This window comes from Pseudomonas sp. 2725, assembly GCF_050434585.1.
Taxonomy (GTDB): Bacteria; Pseudomonadota; Gammaproteobacteria; order Pseudomonadales; family Pseudomonadaceae; genus Aquipseudomonas; species Aquipseudomonas jessenii.
In genome coordinates this window covers 81,097-98,572 of record NZ_JBNDIV010000007.1, presented here as the reverse complement: position 1 = coordinate 98,572, position 17,476 = coordinate 81,097, and the positions used below count along the sequence as shown (strand labels likewise).

General features: G+C 60.9%; 13 protein-coding genes and 1 pseudogene. 3 read left to right on the top strand and 11 right to left on the bottom strand.

The genetic code is table 11. From position 1 onward, the window contains the following. Positions 1–27: 27 nt before the first annotated feature. The 5 genes from ABIE16_RS20570 to hutC form a co-directional block, all read right to left on the bottom strand. A complete protein-coding gene (locus ABIE16_RS20570; protein ID WP_218495268.1) occupies positions 28–996 on the bottom strand; it encodes an ABC transporter substrate-binding protein in 969 nt (322 codons plus the stop codon). Between the two features lie 69 nt (positions 997–1,065). Further along, the gene (locus ABIE16_RS20565) at positions 1,066–2,535 is read right to left on the bottom strand and encodes a purine-cytosine permease family protein (RefSeq protein ID WP_429521821.1); all 1,470 of its coding nucleotides are present in this window, start codon (positions 2,533–2,535) and stop codon (positions 1,066–1,068) included. 157 nt (positions 2,536–2,692) lie between these two features. Next, a complete protein-coding gene (gene hutU / locus ABIE16_RS20560; protein ID WP_349734694.1) occupies positions 2,693–4,375 on the bottom strand; it encodes a urocanate hydratase in 1,683 nt (560 codons plus the stop codon). A gap of 496 nt (positions 4,376–4,871) precedes the next feature. Next, complete coding sequence (locus tag ABIE16_RS20555) at positions 4,872–5,441, bottom strand: HutD/Ves family protein (protein WP_349734696.1); 570 nt, start codon at positions 5,439–5,441, stop codon at positions 4,872–4,874. Then, positions 5,438–6,148, bottom strand: coding sequence for a histidine utilization repressor (gene hutC / locus ABIE16_RS20550; protein ID WP_173677901.1), 711 nt, complete (start codon positions 6,146–6,148; stop codon positions 5,438–5,440). The genes ABIE16_RS20555 and hutC overlap by 4 nt, the downstream gene beginning before the upstream one ends. A gap of 146 nt (positions 6,149–6,294) precedes the next feature. Between hutC and ABIE16_RS20545 the strand changes: the two genes are divergently transcribed. Continuing rightward, positions 6,295–7,659 (top strand): formimidoylglutamate deiminase, encoded by a 1,365-nt coding sequence (locus tag ABIE16_RS20545; protein ID WP_429521820.1) that lies wholly within the window; start codon positions 6,295–6,297, stop codon positions 7,657–7,659. Positions 7,660–7,773: 114 nt separating this feature from the next. On the opposite strand, the gene ABIE16_RS20540 is transcribed toward ABIE16_RS20545, so the two are convergent. After that, complete coding sequence (locus tag ABIE16_RS20540) at positions 7,774–8,343, bottom strand: lipocalin family protein (RefSeq protein ID WP_057712393.1); 570 nt, start codon at positions 8,341–8,343, stop codon at positions 7,774–7,776. A gap of 30 nt (positions 8,344–8,373) precedes the next feature. Beyond that, on the bottom strand, positions 8,374–8,628 hold the full coding sequence (locus ABIE16_RS20535; protein ID WP_007975531.1) for a hypothetical protein: 255 nt from the start codon (positions 8,626–8,628) through the stop codon (positions 8,374–8,376). Positions 8,629–8,909: 281 nt separating this feature from the next. Between ABIE16_RS20535 and ABIE16_RS20530 the strand changes: the two are divergent. Both ABIE16_RS20530 and ABIE16_RS20525 read left to right on the top strand, forming a co-directional pair. Then, positions 8,910–9,944, top strand: a pseudogene (locus ABIE16_RS20530) (HAMP domain-containing protein); the annotation flags it as partial. 93 nt (positions 9,945–10,037) lie between these two features. Then, entirely contained in the window at positions 10,038–10,802 is a 765-nt protein-coding gene (locus ABIE16_RS20525; RefSeq protein WP_371318464.1) for a methyl-accepting chemotaxis protein, read from the top strand. Positions 10,803–10,919: 117 nt separating this feature from the next. Here the strand turns inward: ABIE16_RS20525 and ABIE16_RS20520 are convergent, their stop codons facing one another. The 4 genes from ABIE16_RS20520 to ABIE16_RS20505 all read right to left on the bottom strand — a co-directional run bounded on the left by ABIE16_RS20520 (position 10,920) and on the right by ABIE16_RS20505 (position 17,419). Further along, positions 10,920–11,522: a DUF924 family protein gene (locus tag ABIE16_RS20520; RefSeq protein ID WP_429521819.1), complete on the bottom strand. Its 603-nt coding sequence runs from the start codon at positions 11,520–11,522 to the stop codon at positions 10,920–10,922. A 3-nt stretch (positions 11,523–11,525) separates the two neighbouring features. After that, on the bottom strand, positions 11,526–12,536 hold the full coding sequence (locus ABIE16_RS20515; RefSeq protein ID WP_150811990.1) for a class 1 fructose-bisphosphatase: 1,011 nt from the start codon (positions 12,534–12,536) through the stop codon (positions 11,526–11,528). Between the two features lie 306 nt (positions 12,537–12,842). Continuing rightward, a complete protein-coding gene (locus tag ABIE16_RS20510; protein WP_429521818.1) occupies positions 12,843–14,216 on the bottom strand; it encodes a DUF3999 domain-containing protein in 1,374 nt (457 codons plus the stop codon). After that, positions 14,213–17,419 carry a DUF2339 domain-containing protein gene (locus ABIE16_RS20505; protein ID WP_429521817.1) on the bottom strand — a complete coding sequence of 1,069 codons (3,207 nt, stop codon included), beginning with the start codon at positions 17,417–17,419 and terminating at the stop codon, positions 14,213–14,215. The genes ABIE16_RS20510 and ABIE16_RS20505 overlap by 4 nt, the downstream gene beginning before the upstream one ends. Positions 17,420–17,476: the final 57 nt, after the last annotated feature.

Genomic DNA, 17,476 nt, shown 5'->3' with positions numbered 1-17,476 from the left:
CGCTGCCGACAGCCGGAGAAGCCCAACCTACAAGGCCGCGTCGATTTTCTTGGCTGCGTCTTCGCTCACCCATGCGTGCCAGACTTCAGGATGTTCCTTCAGGAAGATCTTGGCCAGTTTTGGTGATTCGATCCGCTCTTTGGTCATGCGCCCAAGGTTCTGGTTCAGCAGGTCGATTGGCACGTTGACCTTTTCCAGCACGGCCACCAGTTCAGGCGCTTCGTCGTGGAACGTCTTGGACAAGCCGACCTTGATGGTCACTGTCTTGTTCACGCCTGGCTTCTCTTCGAGTTTCACCGCGTCGATCTGGCCCATCAAAGGCGTTGGCGACCAGTAGTAGAACAGGATCGGCTCGCCACGCTTGTAGCTCGACAGCACAGCGGCATCCAGCGCCGGGCCGGTGCCTGGGCGGAAGTTGGTGTAGGTGCTTTCCAGGCCGTAGCTTTTCAGCATTTCGCTGTTGTCCAGCTCACAGGTCCAGCCGGCCGGGCAGTTGTAGAAACGGCCCTTGGAAGGCTCTTCGGCGTCCTTGAACACCGCCGAGTATTTGCCCAGGTCAGCAATGTTTTTCAGATCCGGAGCCTTGGCTTCCAGCTTACGCTTGGCGTCGCCTTCGATCACGTAGCGCGGCACGTACCAGCCTTCGATCGCGCCAACAACCGGGGCGCCGACACCGACGACTTTGCCGGCCTTCTCGGCCTTGTTCCAGACTTCGCTGCGGCCGACCCACTCTTCGGCAAACACTTGAATGTCGTTGCTGCTCAGGGCGTTTTCCATGGTGATGGAGTTGCCCGGCAGGCTGTCGGTCTTGCAGTCGTAGCCTTTCTCCAACACGACTTGCATCACGTCGGTCAGCAGCATGGCGCTTTCCCAGTTCAAACCGGCGAATTTCACCGGTTTGCCCGACTCGCACCAACCCGCCGCCTGAGTGGCGCCGGCACTGGCCAGCAGGCCCATGGAAAGCAATGTGGTCAGCAGGGTCTTGTTCGATTTCATTGTAGTGACGCTCCTAATCATGAATTGGCTTACGGCAGTCAAGAGGCATCCAGCCCTGTCCACGTCCAATCAGGCCTGCGCCGCAGCGCGACCGACATTCAGCTTTTGTTCGGTGATCGCGCCCTGCTCGACCGGCAGGATCAAACGATCAGGCACTGTGCCGTGCCATTTTTTTGCACACAGGTAATACAGGGCGGCGGGAAGCACCAGGCCGATGACCCAGGAAATATCCACATCACCCAGGGCCGCCACCAGCGGACCGGTATAGAACTTAGTGGAGATGAACGGCAGCTGCACCAGTACACCGAACACATAGACGCTGATACCGAGGAGGTTCCAACGACCGTAGCGACCATTCGGATCGGCCAGAGCCGGTACGTCATAGCGCTCGCAAGTGATGCAGTAGTAGTCCACCAGATTGATCGCGCTCCAAGGGGTAAAGAACGCTAGCAAGAACAGGATGAAAGACTTGAACGCGCCGAGGAACGAGTGCTGACCGAGCAACGCCATCAGGGTCGCAGCACCGACGATGACCAGCACGAAGACCAGACGCTGCAAGTGCGTTACCTTCAGGTCACCACGGAAACCGCTGATGATGGTCGCAATGCACATGAAGCTGCCGTAGGAGTTCAGCGTGGAGATGGTGACCTTGCCGAACGCGATGCTGAAGTACAGCAGCGCAGCGGTGGCACCGGTACCACCCAGACCAACGATGTAGGCCACTTCGTGACCGGCGAATTGCCCGTTGGCCGAAGCGGCCGCGAACACGCCGAGGACCATCGCCACCTGCGCGCCAATGACCGAACCCGCACCTGCGGCGAAAAAGGTTTTCACCGAGGAAATATTGCTCGGCAGGTAGCGTGAGTAGTCAGCCACGTAAGGGCCGAACGCAATCTGCCAGGACGCCGCAAGCGACACCGCCAGCAGGAAGCTGCTCCAGCTGAAGTGACGGATTTGCAGGAGAGCGCCGACGTCGGTCTGGCTCATCAGGCGCCAGAACAGATAAACGAAGGCAATCACACCGATGACGCTGGCAACTCGGCCGATCCAATGGATCACCCGATAACCGAGCACCGTGACCAGCACGATGACACTGGCAAAAATGAGGATACCGACGCTGTCGCTGACGCCAAACAACTGGCCCAGCGCCTGGCCGGATAACACGGTTCCCGTTGCGGTGAAGCCCAGGTACATCAGGCACACCAGCACGATCGGGATGGCCGCGCCGTACACGCCGAACTGTACCCGGCTGGAAATCATCTGCGGCAGGCCAAGCTTGGGGCCTTGCGCGGCATGCAGCGCCATTACGCCACCGCCGAGCAGTTGGCCGATCAACAGACCGATCAACGACCAGAACACATCACCGCCAAGCACCACGGCCAATGCGCCGGTGACAATCGCGGTGATTTGCAGGTTGGCACCCATCCACAGGGTGAACTGGCTAAACAGACGACCGTGTCTTTCCGCTTCCGGGATGTAGTCGATCGAACGCTTCTCGATCAACGGTTTGTTGCCTGCACGTTCGCTGTTAACAGCCATGATTCAACCTCTGTGGATTGTTATAGGTATATCGGTTGTCGGTGTTGGCTTCTGTGGGAGCGAGCTTGCTCGCGATAGCGGTTTTTCAGTCAACGAAGAGGTTGAATGTGTCGCCCTCATCGCGAGCAAGCTCGCTCCCACATAAAGCCGTACAGCGTTATTTGCCGGTAATCATCGGCAGGTTCAGCCCTTGTTCCTTGGCGCAGTCGATGGCGATCTGGTAACCGGCATCGGCGTGACGCATGACGCCAGTGGCCGGGTCGTTGTGCAGCACGCGAGCGATACGCTCGGCCGCTTCGTCAGTACCGTCGCAGACAATCACCATGCCCGAATGCTGGGAGAAGCCCATGCCGACGCCGCCGCCGTGGTGCAGGGACACCCAGGTCGCACCGCTCGCGGTGTTGAGCAGAGCGTTGAGCAGTGGCCAGTCGGAAACGGCGTCGGAACCGTCCTGCATCGATTCGGTTTCGCGGTTCGGGCTCGATACCGAACCGGAGTCCAGGTGGTCGCGGCCGATCACGATTGGCGCGGACAACTCGCCGCTACGGACCATTTCGTTGAACGCCAGACCCAGCTTGGCGCGCAGGCCCAGGCCAACCCAGCAGATACGTGCCGGCAGACCCTGGAAGCTGATGCGCTCGCGGGCCATGTCCAGCCAGTTGTGCAGGTGGGCGTCGTCCGGGATCAGTTCCTTGACCTTGGCGTCGGTCTTGTAGATGTCTTCAGCGTTGCCCGACAGTGCAGCCCAACGGAACGGGCCGATGCCACGGCAGAACAGCGGACGGATGTAGGCCGGTACGAAGCCCGGGAAGTCGAATGCGTTTTCCACGCCTTCTTCTTGCGCCATCTGACGGATGTTGTTGCCGTAGTCAAAGGTCGGGATGCCTTGCTTCTGGAAGTCGAGCATCGCTTTAACGTGCACGGCCATCGATTGCTTGGCGGCCTTGATCACGGCAGCAGGTTCGGTCTTGGCGCGAGCGCGGTATTCGTCCCAGGTCCAGCCGGCTGGCAGGTAGCCATTGAGCGGGTCGTGGGCGCTGGTCTGGTCGGTGACCATGTCCGGGCGCACGCCGCGCTTGACCAGTTCAGGCAGGATTTCAGCCGCGTTGCCCAGCAGCGCGATGGAAATCGCCTTGCCTTCGGCGGTGTATTTGGCGATGCGGGCCAGTGCGTCGTCGAGGTCTTTGGCCTGCTCGTCGACGTAGCGGCTTTTCAGGCGGAAATCGATGCTGACTTGCTGGCATTCGATGTTCAGCGAGCAAGCGCCGGCCAGGGTTGCAGCCAGAGGCTGGGCGCCACCCATGCCACCCAGGCCGGCGGTCAGTACCCACTTGCCTTTGAGGTCATCGTTGTAGTGTTGGCGACCGGCTTCGACGAAGGTTTCGTAGGTGCCCTGGACGATGCCCTGGCTGCCGATGTAGATCCAGCTGCCGGCGGTCATCTGGCCGTACATGGCCAGGCCTTTGGCGTCCAGTTCGTTAAAGTGTTCCCAGCTCGCCCAGTGAGGAACCAGGTTGGAGTTGGCGATCAGTACGCGCGGGGCGTTGCTGTGGGTCTTGAACACGCCGACCGGCTTGCCGGATTGCACCAGCAGGGTCTCGTCGTCGTTCAGGTTGGTCAGGCTTTCGACGATCTTGTCGTAGCATTCCCAGTTACGTGCAGCGCGACCGATACCACCGTAAACCACCAGTTCTTTAGGGTTCTCGGCGACTTCCGGGTCGAGGTTGTTCATCAGCATGCGCAGCGGCGCTTCAGTCAGCCAGCTCTTGGCGGTCAGCTTGTTACCGCGTGCGGCACGGATTTCGACGTCGCGAAACTTGGTACGTTTATTCTCGGTCACGAAAAGAACTCCTCAGCAATCAATCCAAACCAACCCAGGCAGTGGGCGAGCAAGCCAATGGGCATCAGTGCACACCGGCGAATCAGTGGACGATGGTTGAGTCTTCGTGACTCATACGCATACGTCTTTACTTGTACATACAAGCATATGCAATCAAGCGGCCAACTTGTTGGATGAGCATTCAAGAAAAGTTCGGAAACAGCTGGAGAGCCCTTGGAACAAGGGTTTTGGCGTAGATGAAATTTTTCGAGGGGATTTTTTGGAGGATAGGCGGGTTGTTACTTGAGCGTGGTCTTGCGCCACACTGGGGCGTTCGGTAACAAGTTGGTGCGCGGACGGAAACGGTCTGAGGGGTAGCACAACATCGCGGGCAAACATGGCCCCTGCAGGAGCCGAGCTTGCTCGCGATGGTCGTGAAGGATAACGCGTAGAACCAGATGCCCAGCGGCGAATTTGGGTTATTCGCGAGCGAGCTCGCTCCTACAGGGATGGTGTATCAGCGTGCGATGAGTTCGATCACGCAGCAGGCGCCATTGCTGGAGACTTCCAGCAATCCGGTGTTACCGACCAGTTGCAGGCAATCATGGCGACCCAGTTGCGAAGCGCTGGTACCGACCTTCACTTCAAGCGCATCGCTGATACTGAAGACCAGCACAGTCCCCGCCTCACTGAAAAACCGCTGCTCGCCCGACAACCACTGCAACCGCGCGGCGTAACGCAGCGGTGCGTAAATGAGGTTGAAATCGCGAATCGCACCGCCGAGCAATGTGCAGGAAACCTTGCTTTCACCGCTGAAGGCAAATGGGTCCAGCGGTAACAGTGGCCGAGTATCCTGGCCATCCACCGTCAGGCTCATGCCGTCGCCCTGCAAAACAGTGATCACTCGCTCGTAACCGGCGAAGGTGGAAAACCCGCCCGATTCGCCAATGTCGGCAATCGACAGGCGCCAGCCAAAGCCATCCAGACCGGTGCCGGCATCGCGGGTGATTTCTTCGGTGCTGCCGCCGCCGTTCTTCCACGGCATGCGCGGGTAATCTTTGGCGCGTAAAACCTTTAACTGATTCATTTATGGAACCGACCTTCCAGACGATGACGGGAACCGGGGTGGATCAAGCGAGCGGCGGTCACCGGCTGACGGCCGGACCAGGTGCGGCGACGGATCAGCAGGCACGGCTCGCCTTTTTCAATCTGCAGCAATTTGCATTCGGACGACTCGGCCAGGATCGCCTCGACCACGTGCTCGCCTTCGGTCAGCGGCGCGACCTGGTTCAGGTAGGCGTAGGGCGTTTGCAGGGTGAAGTCCTGCTTGAGGTAGTCCGGCGCCACCAGCGCATTGACGAAACGATCTTCGATTTGCACCGGAATATCGTTTTCAAAATGCACGATCAGCGAGTGGAACACCTTCTGCCCTTCGCGCATGTCCAGGGCCAGGGCGCGCTCGGAGCCGGCGGCCTCTTCTTCAAGGGTGATGACCTTGCAGGTGTGGCGATGACCGCGAGAGGCGATTTCATCGGCGATGTTGTGCACTTCGAACAAGGCAGACTGGCTTTTCGGCTCGGCGACGAACGTGCCGACGCCTTGCATGCGCACCAGCAGGCCATCGGCGGTCATCTCGCGCAGGGCGCGGTTGATGGTCATGCGGCTGAAGCCCAACTGGCTGACCAGCTCGCTTTCCGACGGCACGCGGTAGTGCGGCGGCCAGTTTCCACTGTCGATTTGCTGGGTGATCATTTGTTTGACGCGGGCGTACAAGGGCGCCGGACTGTCGCCCATGTTCGCGGCCAACGGAGAGACTGGAGGCGGAGTCGGCACGGTTAATCCTTGTTCGTTGAAAAGAGATTGCTAGCTTGCCGGAGTTTACCGGGCAGGCAAACGTCTGTATATGTATATACAAATAACACACGATGGGGTGCTGAACCATGTCCGCCTTCTTTGCCGAACGCGCGCTGCTGCCTAGTGGATGGGCCAACAATGTACGTCTTGAGGTCAGCGCCGACGGCGTTTTGACCCATATCCAGGCCGATTCCAACGCAGATGGCGCCGAACGGCTAAGCGGTCCGCTGCTGCCGGGTATGCCGAATTTACACTCCCACGCCTTCCAGCGGGCCATGGCCGGGCTGGCGGAAGTGGCGGGAAATCCGAACGACAGTTTCTGGACCTGGCGCGACCTGATGTATCGCCTCGTCGGAAAAATCAGCCCGGAACAACTCGGCGTCATCGCCCGTCAGCTGTACATCGAAATGCTCAAGGCCGGTTACACATCGGTGGCGGAATTTCATTACGTACACCATGACATCAGTGGCCAGCCTTACGCGGACCCGGCCGAACTGGCCCTGCGTATCAGCCAGGCCGCAGGTTCCGCCGGTATCGGTCTGACCCTGCTGCCGGTGCTCTACAGCCACTCCGGTTTCGGCGGCCAGACTCCGAACGAAGGTCAGCGTCGCTTCATCAACAGCACCGAAAATTACCTCAAGCTGCAATCGCGCCTGCAACCGCTCCTGGCGCAGCAGCCGGCGCAGGCCCTGGGCCTGTGTTTCCACTCGCTGCGCGCGGTCACGCCGCAACAGATCAGCGAAGTGCTGGCCGCCAGCGACAAACAATGCCCGGTGCACATCCACATTGCCGAGCAGCAGAAAGAAGTCGACGACTGCCTGACCTGGAGCGGTCGTCGTCCGCTGCAATGGCTGTACGAAAACGTCGAAGTCGACCAGCGCTGGTGCCTGGTCCACGCGACCCACGCCAACCCGGAAGAAGTCACGTCGATGGCCAGGAGCCGCGCCATCGCCGGCCTGTGCCTGACCACCGAAGCCAACCTGGGCGACGGGATTTTCCCGGCGGTGGATTTCCTCGCGCAAGGCGGGCGCATGGGCATCGGTTCCGACAGCCATGTGTCGTTGAGCGTGGTGGAAGAATTGCGCTGGCTGGAATACGGCCAGCGTCTGCGTGATCAGCGGCGTAATCGTTTGTACGGCGCGGATCAGCCAATGGTCGGCCGCACGCTGTTTGATGCCGCGCTGGATGGCGGTGCCCAGGCGCTGGGTCAGCCGATTGGCGCCCTGGAAGTCGGCAAGCGCGCCGACTGGCTAGTGCTCGATGGCAACGACCCGTATCTGGCAACGGCCAGCGGCGACGGAATTCTCAACCGCTGGTTGTTTGCCGGCGGCGATCGCCAGGTGCGGGATGTGTTGGTCAATGGCCAGTGGGTAGTGCGTGACGGGCGGCATGCCGACGAGGAAGAAAGCAGCCGCGCCTTCACTCAAGTCCTGCGCGAACTCCTGGGCTGACACAAAACAACTGTGGGAGCGAGCTTGCTCGCGATAGGGCCATCAGATTCAACATTGATGTTGTCTGACAGTCCGCTATCGCGAGCAAGCTCGCTCCCACAGTGTTATCTGTAATCAGTTGGACGTCTCGGCCATCTGCTTTTCCGAGGCCCGCCAGATCAGCCGCGTGGTGTCGTACCCCTGCTGACGTGCCTTGCTCAGCAACTCCTCACGCACCACACCGTTCACGGTCGGCGTGCGCGACAACAGCCACAGATACTTGCGGCTCGGGTCACCGACGATGGCGGTCTTGTAGTCATCGCTGACGTACAGCACCCAGTATTCGCCCTTCGCCGAACCCGGGATCAGCCTGGAAAACCAGGTATCGAACTCGACCCACAGCTTGTCGCTCTTGCCGGGCACCTGTGGATAAGCCGTGCCCTTGACCTCTTCCCATTGCCACTGTGCCGTCAGGCAGCGGTTCAGCACTGCGAGGTTGCCGTCGGGCTTGAGCGTGTAATGGGCTTCGGACTGCGCGCAGTCGCGCTGGAAGTACATCGGCATACGAGCCAGCTCGTACCAGGTGCCCTGGTAGCGCTTGAGGTTGACGCTATTGACCGTCTTGGGGGCCAATGGGTCCTGGCCAGACGTGGCACAGCCAGCCAACACCAGGCCGGCAAAAAGGATGATCAATAACCGCTTCATTATTTTTCTCCCGTGGGCGATCGCCCCGGTTTACTTCAGGCCTTGGCCGGAAAACATCAGCACTTTGTCACCGGCAAACTGCACGCTGATAAAGCTGTTCTTGTCGCCCCAGGTGCAGCTGGACATGCCGAGCGCGCCTGAACAATCGGCGGGTTTGCCCAACAGGGTCTCCACATCGGCCTTGGCCATGCCGGCGGAGAGCTTCGAGTAGTTTTCCTGATTGACCTTGCTGCAGGCAGCGAGCAATACGCAGAATGAAAGCAGGGCGATGGAACGCAACGACATGGTGAAACTCCGGGGGCGTAGGGGATTGGCATGGCTGCCAAGCTGAAGCTTAGAAGAGAAAACCCCTGTCAGGTTCCCTGCCCGGCAGGCTATTTATCGGGCCACTCGTCTACCTTTTGCCGAAAATCAGCCACTTTGCCTGTTTACCGGGCATTTCGTCGTTTTTCAGAGAATTCGCCTAATCTTTGGCGCCGCTCAGTCGACATAAATGCAACGCAAAGCCACGTCAGTGGCATTTGCTCCCCCATTTTGTAGAACAGCCCCTCTGCGGTAGCTCACCCATGACCAGAAACATGAAGTTCAGCCACAAGATATTGCTGGCTGCCGCCCTCGTGGTGGCCGTCGCATTCGCTTGTTTCATCCTGTTCAACGACTATCGCCAACGCGAAACCTTGCGCAACAGTACCGAAGCCTCGATGCAGGAGCTCGGCAGCCTGACCACCAGCAACATCCAGACCTGGCTGGAAAGCCGCATGCAATTGCTGCAGTCGATGGCCCAACAGATCAACGCCGACGGCAATGCTCCCGCTGGCCTGAAACGAATCATCGACCTGCCCGCCTACACCGGCAACTTCCAGCTGAGTTACTTCGGTGGCGCCGACGGCGTGATGTTCTCGGTCCCGGCGGGCAACCGCGCGGCGGACTACGATCCGCGCGCCCGTGGCTGGTACAAGGCGGCCAATAGTGCGCAACAGACCATCGTCACCGAACCCTACATCGCCGCCTCCTCTGGCAAGCTGGTGATCACAGTCGCCACCCCGGTGCAGCACCTGGGCCAGATGATCGGTGTCGCCGGCGCCGACATCGACCTGTCCAGCGTCAGCGCGATCATCAACTCGCTGAACTTCGGCGGTCACGGCCATGCGTTCATCGTCGGTGCCGACGGCAAGATCCTGATTCACCCGGACAGCAAGCTGGTGCTCAAGAACCTGACCGAGGCCTACCCCAACGGCGCGCCGAAAGTCAGCCCGGGCATGAAGGAAGTCGAGATCGACGGCAAGCGTCAGTTCATCTCTTTCACCCACGTCAACGGCGTGCCATCGGCGGACTGGTACGTAGCGCTGGTGCTCGACCAGGAAACCGCGTTCTCGATGCTCAGCGAATTCCGCACCTCGGCGATCATCGCCATGGTCATTGCGGTGGTGATCATCATCGCCCTGCTGGGCATGCTGATCAGCCTGTTGATGCAACCGTTGCTGACCATGGGTCGCGCCATGCATGACATCGCCGAAGGCGAAGGTGACTTGACCAAGCGCCTGACCATTCACGGCCACGACGAATTCGGCGCGCTGGGGCTGTCGTTCAACCGTTTCGTCGAGCGCATCCATACCTCGATCATCGAAGTATCCTCGGCCACCGGCCAGGTCAACGAAGTGGCGCTGCGGGTAGTCGCCGCCTCGAACTCGTCGATGTTCAACTCCGACCAGCAAGCCTCGCGCACCAGCAGCGTGGCCGCGGCGATCAACCAGCTCGGTGCCGCCGCCCAGGAAATCGCCCAGAACGCCGCCCTCGCCTCGCAACATTCCAGCGATGCCCGCAGCCTGGCCGAAGACGGCCAACAGGTGGTGGATAAAACCATCGCGGCGATGCAGCAACTGTCGGCCAAGATCAGCGACTCGTGCGGCAACATCGAGACCCTCAACAGCAACACGGTCAACATCGGGCAGATCCTGGAAGTGATCACCAGCATCTCCCAGCAGACCAACTTGCTGGCACTCAACGCCGCCATTGAAGCGGCCCGCGCTGGCGAGGCCGGCCGTGGTTTTGCCGTGGTGGCCGATGAGGTGCGCAACCTCGCTCACCGCACCCAGGACTCGGCGCAGCAAGTGCAGACGATGATCGAAGAGCTGCAAGTCGGTGCCCGGGCAGCGGTGGGCATCATGACCGACAGCCAGCGCCAGAGCGAAAGCAGCGTCGGCATCGCCAACCAGGCGGGCGAACGTCTGGGCAGCGTGACCCAGCGCATCGGGGAGATCGATGGCATGAACCAGTCGGTGGCCACCGCGACCGAGGAACAGACCGCCGTGGTGGAGTCGATCAACGTCGACATCACCGAAATCAACACGCTGAACCAGGAAGGCGTGGAGAACCTGCAGTCAACCTTGCGTGCGTGTGCCGATCTTGAGCAGCAGGCGGCGCGGTTGAAGCAGCTGGTGGGTAGTTTCAGGATTTGAGGTGATGTAGCGGGCCTCTTCGCGAGCAAGCCCGCTCCCACAGTGGATCTGTGTCGTTCACGAATCCCTTGTGGGAGCGGGCTTGCTCGCGAAGACGGAATCAGCCGCAAAGAAGGGCTAGAAGCTTGATCCAGGCTTCGACAGAAACTCCAACTCCTCAGCCGTCGACTCCCGCCCCAACACCGCATTGCGATGGGGAAACCGCCCAAACTGCGCAATCACCCTCTGATGCCGCTCGGCATAATCGAGGTAATCGGCAAACAGCGTTCGGTCACCTTCAGGCTGCTGCGCCACCAGTTCGATATAGCGCGAGACACCTTCGTTCTGCACCGCGAGGTTTTCGCTGTGCTCGAACACCAGATAGATGAACACCCGCTGAATCGGCTGCAACTGGCGATCGAAATCCGCCGCAATACCTTGGGCTACCAATTTCTGTGCGCGGGAATCGCCGGAGAATGCTTTGGGAGTATCGCGAAAGATCATTCGCGGGATTTGATCGAGCAACAGCACCAGGGCCAGCCAACCTTCGGGACATTGCATCCACTCGGTCAAACCGCCGGCCAGTGCCTGCTCGGCCTGGCCCCCGAAACGCTCACGCGCTTCGAGGTCCTGGCTGTCGCGCTTGCCAAACCACAACTTGCCCTTCTGCGCCGCCACTTCCTTCGCTGACCCGAAACTTCCGAACCACCAATCAAGCAACGGCTGCCAGGGCGCGGTCATGGTTTATTCCTTGTGGTAAGCCGTGACGCGGGCAACTTCTTCCTTCGAACCGAGGAACACCGCAACACGCTGGTGCAGGCCTTCCGGCTGGATGTCGAGGATGCGCTGGTGGCCGTCGGTGGACGCGCCGCCTGCCTGTTCCACCAGGAACGACATCGGGTTGGCTTCGTACATCAGGCGCAGTTTGCCCGGCTTCGACGGCTCGCGGCTGTCGCGTGGGTACATGAACAGACCGCCACGGGTCAGGATGCGGTGCACGTCAGCCACCATCGCGGCAACCCAGCGCATGTTGTAGTTCTTTTTCAGCGGGCCTTCATCGCCGGCCAGCAATTCGCTGACGTAGCGCTGTACCGGTGCTTCCCAGTGACGCTGGTTGGAAGCGTTGATGGCGAATTCCTGGGTGGTTTCAGGAATGGTGATGTTTTCGTGGGTCAGTACGAAACTGCCCATCTCACGGTCCAGGGTGAAACCTTTCACGCCGTCGCCCAGGGTCAGGATCAGCATGGTCTGCGGGCCGTAGATCGCGTAACCGGCGGCCACTTGCTGGGTGCCTGGCTGCAGGAAAGCCTTCTCATTCAAGGGCTCGTTCTGGCTCAGGTATTCGTTCGGGCAACGCAGTACCGAGAAAATGGTGCCGACCGGGGCGTTGATGTCGATGTTCGACGAACCGTCCAGCGGGTCGAATACCAGCAGGTACGCGCCTTTCGGGTATTTGCCCGGAATCTGGTAGGCGTTGTCCATTTCTTCGGACGCCATGCCGGCCAGGTGACCGCCCCATTCGTTGGCTTCGAGCAGGATCTCGTTGGAGATCACGTCGAGCTTTTTCTGCACTTCGCCCTGGACGTTTTCAGTGCCCATGCTGCCCAGAACGCCACCCAGGGCGCCTTTGGACACGGCGTGGTTGATCTCCTTGCAGGCACGCGCCACCACTTCGATCAGGAAGCGCAGATCGGCAGGAGTGTTGTTGCTGCGGGTCTGCTCAATCAAATAGCGACTCAAGGTAACGCGGGACATGGAAGGCTCCGGTGGAATGGGGGGGCTAAAAACCCGCGCAGTTTAACGCGAGTCGGGGCGCATTTCCTCCTATCAGACGTGATCGGCCAAAGAGAGTTCATGTGCGGGGATGAGCGTAGTAGGAAATGGGCCGCGCGTGGAGCTCGAATGGATAGCAGATTTCGATATCTTTGGTGATCGGCACACCGTATTCGCGAGCAAGCCCGCTCCCACATTGGACCAGCTGTGCACACACCATTTGTGCCACGAAGCAGATCCAGTGTGGGAGCGGGCTTGCTCGCGAATGGCGCGAAGCGCCAGCCTTCTTCAGGGTTTGACAGAGGGTTTGCGCAGCAGACTGAACGCCATCGCCGCCAGGAACAGGACACTGAGCAACAACACCACCCACAAGCCGAACCTCTTCCAGGGGATGTCCGTCGTCGCCAGCGTTTTCTCTGTCGATGCATTCGAAACCACCGCCCCGACATCCACAATGGCCCTGCCCAAGGTCGCGAGCTTCGCCGGGCTGTAATCCGGAATCAGCGTCGACAGCGGCAAGTTCGCCGCCTTCGCCGTCGAATTCCCCACGACCAGCGTGTAAGGCCCAGGCCCGCGCGCCAGGAACACCAGTTGTGTGGCACGCACGGCATACTTCAGCGTCGGCGCCCGATCACCCAGGCCGCCACCGCGTTCGTCCACGGTCAGCTTCAATTGCTGGACGATCTGCCCGGACAACTGCAATTCGTTTTGCACCACATCCTGACCGTTCTGGGCCAGGCGATAGAGCAAACCGCCGCCCAACGACTGCCATGGCAGACTGCTGTCGCGACGGCCGGCCAGGTTCACTGGCGCCAGGCTGTTGGGCTGGCTCAACTCGATCTGCACCCGCTCGACATTCAGCCCCATCGGCAACTGCCAGGTGTATTCACCCGCCTTCACGCTGCTGCCGGTCAACCCTTGGGACCAGACCAACGGCAGCGGCAGGCTGCGGGTACTGGCGCTCTGTAGTTGCGCCGAAGTCAGTGTCGGTGCCGAATGCGGCGTGATCCACAGTAACCGCAAGTAGCGTGCCGACTGGCCCGGCAGGTTGACTTCATGCTGTTCGACCCGCTCGTCGGAAAAGGTCAGTCGCGCCACCTGCCCTTCGCCCCAGGACTGCCAATGCTGCAAATCGTTGCTGGCTTCGATGGTGAACCGCTGGAAGCCGTCGCGCTCGCTGCTCCAGTCCAGAACCAACTGCTGCAACGGCGCCTTGATAGCCGAAGCGTCGAGCAACCAGCCACGCAGCTCTTCCTCACCCGCCTCCAGCTGACTGGAGGGCTGCACCTCGACCAATGTGCCGTTGGTGCTCGATTGCACCCGCACGCTCGGCGCGGTTTCAGTGGCGTCCACCGAGTTGTACAACGGAAACCATTTCACCTCGGTCAAGGTGCGCGCTTCATTGCTCCGCGCCGATTCCCGGGCCAGGGCATAAGCCTGAACTTCGCCCGCCGCATTGAACACACGCACATCGCTCAGGTCGGCCTGCCGTGCATTCAGTTGTACGTTCAGGGGCAGTTCAAGGCGATACCAGGGCCCTTCGCCCGTCACCGACAAAGGCACTTGGGTGGTGAAGTCCGCCGGTTTTTCCTGGGCAACCGACGACAACACCACGCCCATGGCAACAGCACCCAACCAACCCAGGTTCAGCTTCTGACTCAAGACGACACTCCTTCGGATTCCGGGACCGGTTTCTCGATATCCGGCACTGCTTCGGCACGCTTGGGCGGCAGCGGGGCGAAATAGCCCACCACCAGCAGCAACACGCCGACACCGATAAACGACACGATCCGCGCCAGCCCGCCGCGATTACTCAATTCGACAAAGAACAGCTTAGCCACGACCACACCTATCAAGGCGGCGCCGATCAACCAGACTTCGCGGTGGCGACGCAAATGGCCACCGATCATCAGGCTCAGGGCCATCAAGGTCCAGACGATGGACAACCCGGCTTGCACCCGCATCGACGCCAGCAACAGATCCAGCTCGAACGGCACCCCACTCCAATGGTGCGCCGTACGCATTACCAATGCCGTAAAGAACACTAACAGCGAGGCACCTGCGACCCCTTGCGTGGCGATGGCGGCGTAATCCTTGTGCAGCGCCAGTTGTGTCATGGCGCTGCGGGACCAGACATAGATGCCGAACAGCGCGAACAACAGGCCCAGTTCCAGCGGGTTGATCAATGGCACGTAGGGCAGTGGCTCGGCGTTACCGTCACTGGCGACATTCGCCAGCCAGAACCAGCCGAGCATCAGCAACGCCAGCGGCGCGGCGGCGTATACACGGTATTCCCTCGAGTACGCCGCCACCGGCCACGGCCACGCGCGAGGCGCCGCCATCAGAACCAGATACAGACTTGGCAGAATCGCCCAACCCAACCAGCGCCAAGCGTTGTATTGCTCGGACAACACCAGCAAGCCATAACGCAGCTCCAGCGCCAGCACCCCCATCAACAGCCAACAGCCGAGCACATGGGCGACACTCGTCACGCGTGCTGGCAGCATGGGCGCCAGGCGTCGCAGGGACATGAAATGCACCACGAACACGGCGGCCCACGCCAGCCAGCCGACGTCGGCCGCCGGGTGGTAACGCGAGTGCCAGGCCGCCAGCAGCACCAGCGCCGCCGCGGGAATCAACACCGTACCGAGCACCCCCAGTGACGGCCATTTCAGGCGCAGCGCCAACTCCGTCCACAGCGCAACACTCACAGCTGCGATGCTCAACAACAAAGTCGCCTGCATCGGCAGCGACGCAAAATGCAGCACTTCGATGACCCAGGCCAATGCCCACCAGCCCGCGCCCCACACCAGCAACGCCTGGGACAATCGCAACAGGCTCAGCCCTTCGAATGCTTCGGGCGAATGCCCCATCTGCAAACGCCATGCCCCGACCATCGCTGCCAGCCCCAACACCAGCGGCGCCCAGAATCCAGCATGAGCCAAGGGACTCAGCCCTTCACTGAACAGCGGCCCCGTCACCAGGAACAGTGCACCACCCAACAGTTGCACAGCGAGCGCGGTGAATACGAATGTGCGCGATGGCAGGCGCAAGCCAACCAACAACGTCAACGCCCCGGCCAAGGCCCAACTGATCACCGTGCCGTGGCTGAAGAAAAACAACGGCGCCAGCAAATAGAGAAACGCCAGCCCGAGGCACGCCAGGACTGGCAGACCTTTTAACTCCCAAGGCCTGATCTGCTCCGGCAAGGCTTTACGCAACTGGTAGAAGCTGAACAACAACGCAACGCCCAATAACAGCGCGCCTAGCGGTACACCACCAAGCAAGCTGCTCTCGCTGGTGTGCAACTCGCTGAGAAACACCAGCGCCGAGCCCAGTTGCAGGAGCAAGGCAAACGCCCGGGCCAGGGGCCTTTGCTGGCGAAGGCCGAGCCAGAAGATCCCCGCGCCCTCCACCGCCCACGCCGCGGTCGTCCAGCGTGCATCGAGCCCCAGCGGAATCGCCAGGCTGGTGAAGATCACGCCCAAGGCCAGGCAGGTTTCCCCCAGTAACAGCGTGCGCCCGGCCATCAGCCAACGGGCAAGTCCCATGTAAATCATGCCCAGCGCCAAGGCACTGAATGCCGCAGCGAACTCCAAATGCTGCACCAGTGCGAACTGCAAGCCGAAACCCACCAGCGGCGGACCGAACAGCAGCGTGCCGTCGACGTAGTCGCCCTTGCGCGCCGACCATTGCAGCAGCGATTCGCGACTGCTCTCTGCCGGTGCATCGCTCATTTCCAGCAGCCTGCGCCGGGCGAACAGCAGACCAATGGCCAGGTACATCAGGAAAAACAAAATCAGAAACGGCTCGGTGCTCCACAACTGCTCCGGCGAGTAGGAACGCAGGCCCCAGGCGAAACCGATGCCGAAGGTGCCGCTGAACCCGATGACATTCAACAGCCGCCAGGCCTTGAACCAGGCGATGGCGAAGATGCCGGCGTTGAGCAGGGCAAAGTAGCTGAACAGCGCGACGTGGCTGCCGGCGCCGGTGGAGGCCAGCAGCGGCGCGGCGAATCCGCCCAGTGCGGCAGCGGCGGCCAACCCCGGGGAGTCCTGGGTAATGGCGAGAATCGCCGAACAGACTGTCACCGCCACCAGCAGGCCAAACCCCGATGTGGGATCGAGCAGCGGATGCAGGCGCATCGCGGCAAACACCGTCAGGTACAACACGGCGATCCCGGCCCCTTGCAGGATCAACGCATAACTGCTGTTGCGCGCCCGCAACCACCAGCCCAGCCCGAGCAATCCCAAGGCCGCCGCCGCAACGCCTGCGTACCGCAACTCAACCGGCACCACCACGCCTTCGGTGGCATAGCGCAGCAAAAAGGCCAGGCCGAGGAACAACAGCACCACGCCGACCCGCAACACGGTATTGCCGCCGAACAACCAGGCTCGGGCACGGCTGATGGCGCGATCGATAAGGTTCGGGCCGCGCGGAGGGACAGGTGGTTGTGCCTGGCGAGCGATCGGCTCGGGCTTCCAGGCATCGGCGGGCTGCGAACGGTTGGTTTCGGTGGCCGCTGCGGCGATCGGCTCGAGTTCGGGCGGCAGCTCCCAGACCAACTCCGGGGCTGCGGCAGGTGCTTCATCGAGGATGGTTTCAGGTGAGACAAGTGGCTCGCGGGTTTCCGGCGCCTTGACGCCCGATGCTTCGAGCAGCAACAGCCGTTGCTCGACCGCCTGCAGCGCTACCTGCGCCTGTTCCAGCAAACGCTGCTGCTCGACTGCCTGCGAGTCCATGCGAGCCATGCGAAGGGCCTGGCCGATACCCAATCCGAACAACGCGCCCAGCAGCGCATCGCTGAATGACTCGTCGAGTATCCAGCCGAGCACCAGCCCTATCAGCATGAACATCCATTGCATGGTCGATATCCCTAAGCGGCCCCATCATGAGGCAAGTCCAAGCGGTACAGTGTCTGA

Bases quoted from the DNA above. Each gene is read 5' to 3' on its own strand.
- hutC (WP_173677901.1), bottom strand. From the start codon at position 6,148: ATGGGCGACAGTCCGGCGCCCTTGTACGCCCGCGTCAAACAAATGATC.
- ABIE16_RS20505 (WP_429521817.1), bottom strand. From the start codon at position 17,419: ATGCAATGGATGTTCATGCTGATAGGGCTGGTGCTCGGCTGGATACTC.
- ABIE16_RS20545 (WP_429521820.1), top strand. From the start codon at position 6,295: ATGTCCGCCTTCTTTGCCGAACGCGCGCTGCTGCCTAGTGGATGGGCC.
- ABIE16_RS20515 (WP_150811990.1), bottom strand. From the start codon at position 12,536: ATGTCCCGCGTTACCTTGAGTCGCTATTTGATTGAGCAGACCCGCAGC.
- ABIE16_RS20540 (WP_057712393.1), bottom strand. From the start codon at position 8,343: ATGAAGCGGTTATTGATCATCCTTTTTGCCGGCCTGGTGTTGGCTGGC.
- ABIE16_RS20570 (WP_218495268.1), bottom strand. From the start codon at position 996: ATGAAATCGAACAAGACCCTGCTGACCACATTGCTTTCCATGGGCCTG.
- ABIE16_RS20535 (WP_007975531.1), bottom strand. From the start codon at position 8,628: ATGTCGTTGCGTTCCATCGCCCTGCTTTCATTCTGCGTATTGCTCGCT.
- ABIE16_RS20520 (WP_429521819.1), bottom strand. From the start codon at position 11,522: ATGACCGCGCCCTGGCAGCCGTTGCTTGATTGGTGGTTCGGAAGTTTC.
- ABIE16_RS20555 (WP_349734696.1), bottom strand. From the start codon at position 5,441: ATGAATCAGTTAAAGGTTTTACGCGCCAAAGATTACCCGCGCATGCCG.
- ABIE16_RS20525 (WP_371318464.1), top strand. From the start codon at position 10,038: ATGTTCAACTCCGACCAGCAAGCCTCGCGCACCAGCAGCGTGGCCGCG.
- ABIE16_RS20565 (WP_429521821.1), bottom strand. From the start codon at position 2,535: ATGGCTGTTAACAGCGAACGTGCAGGCAACAAACCGTTGATCGAGAAG.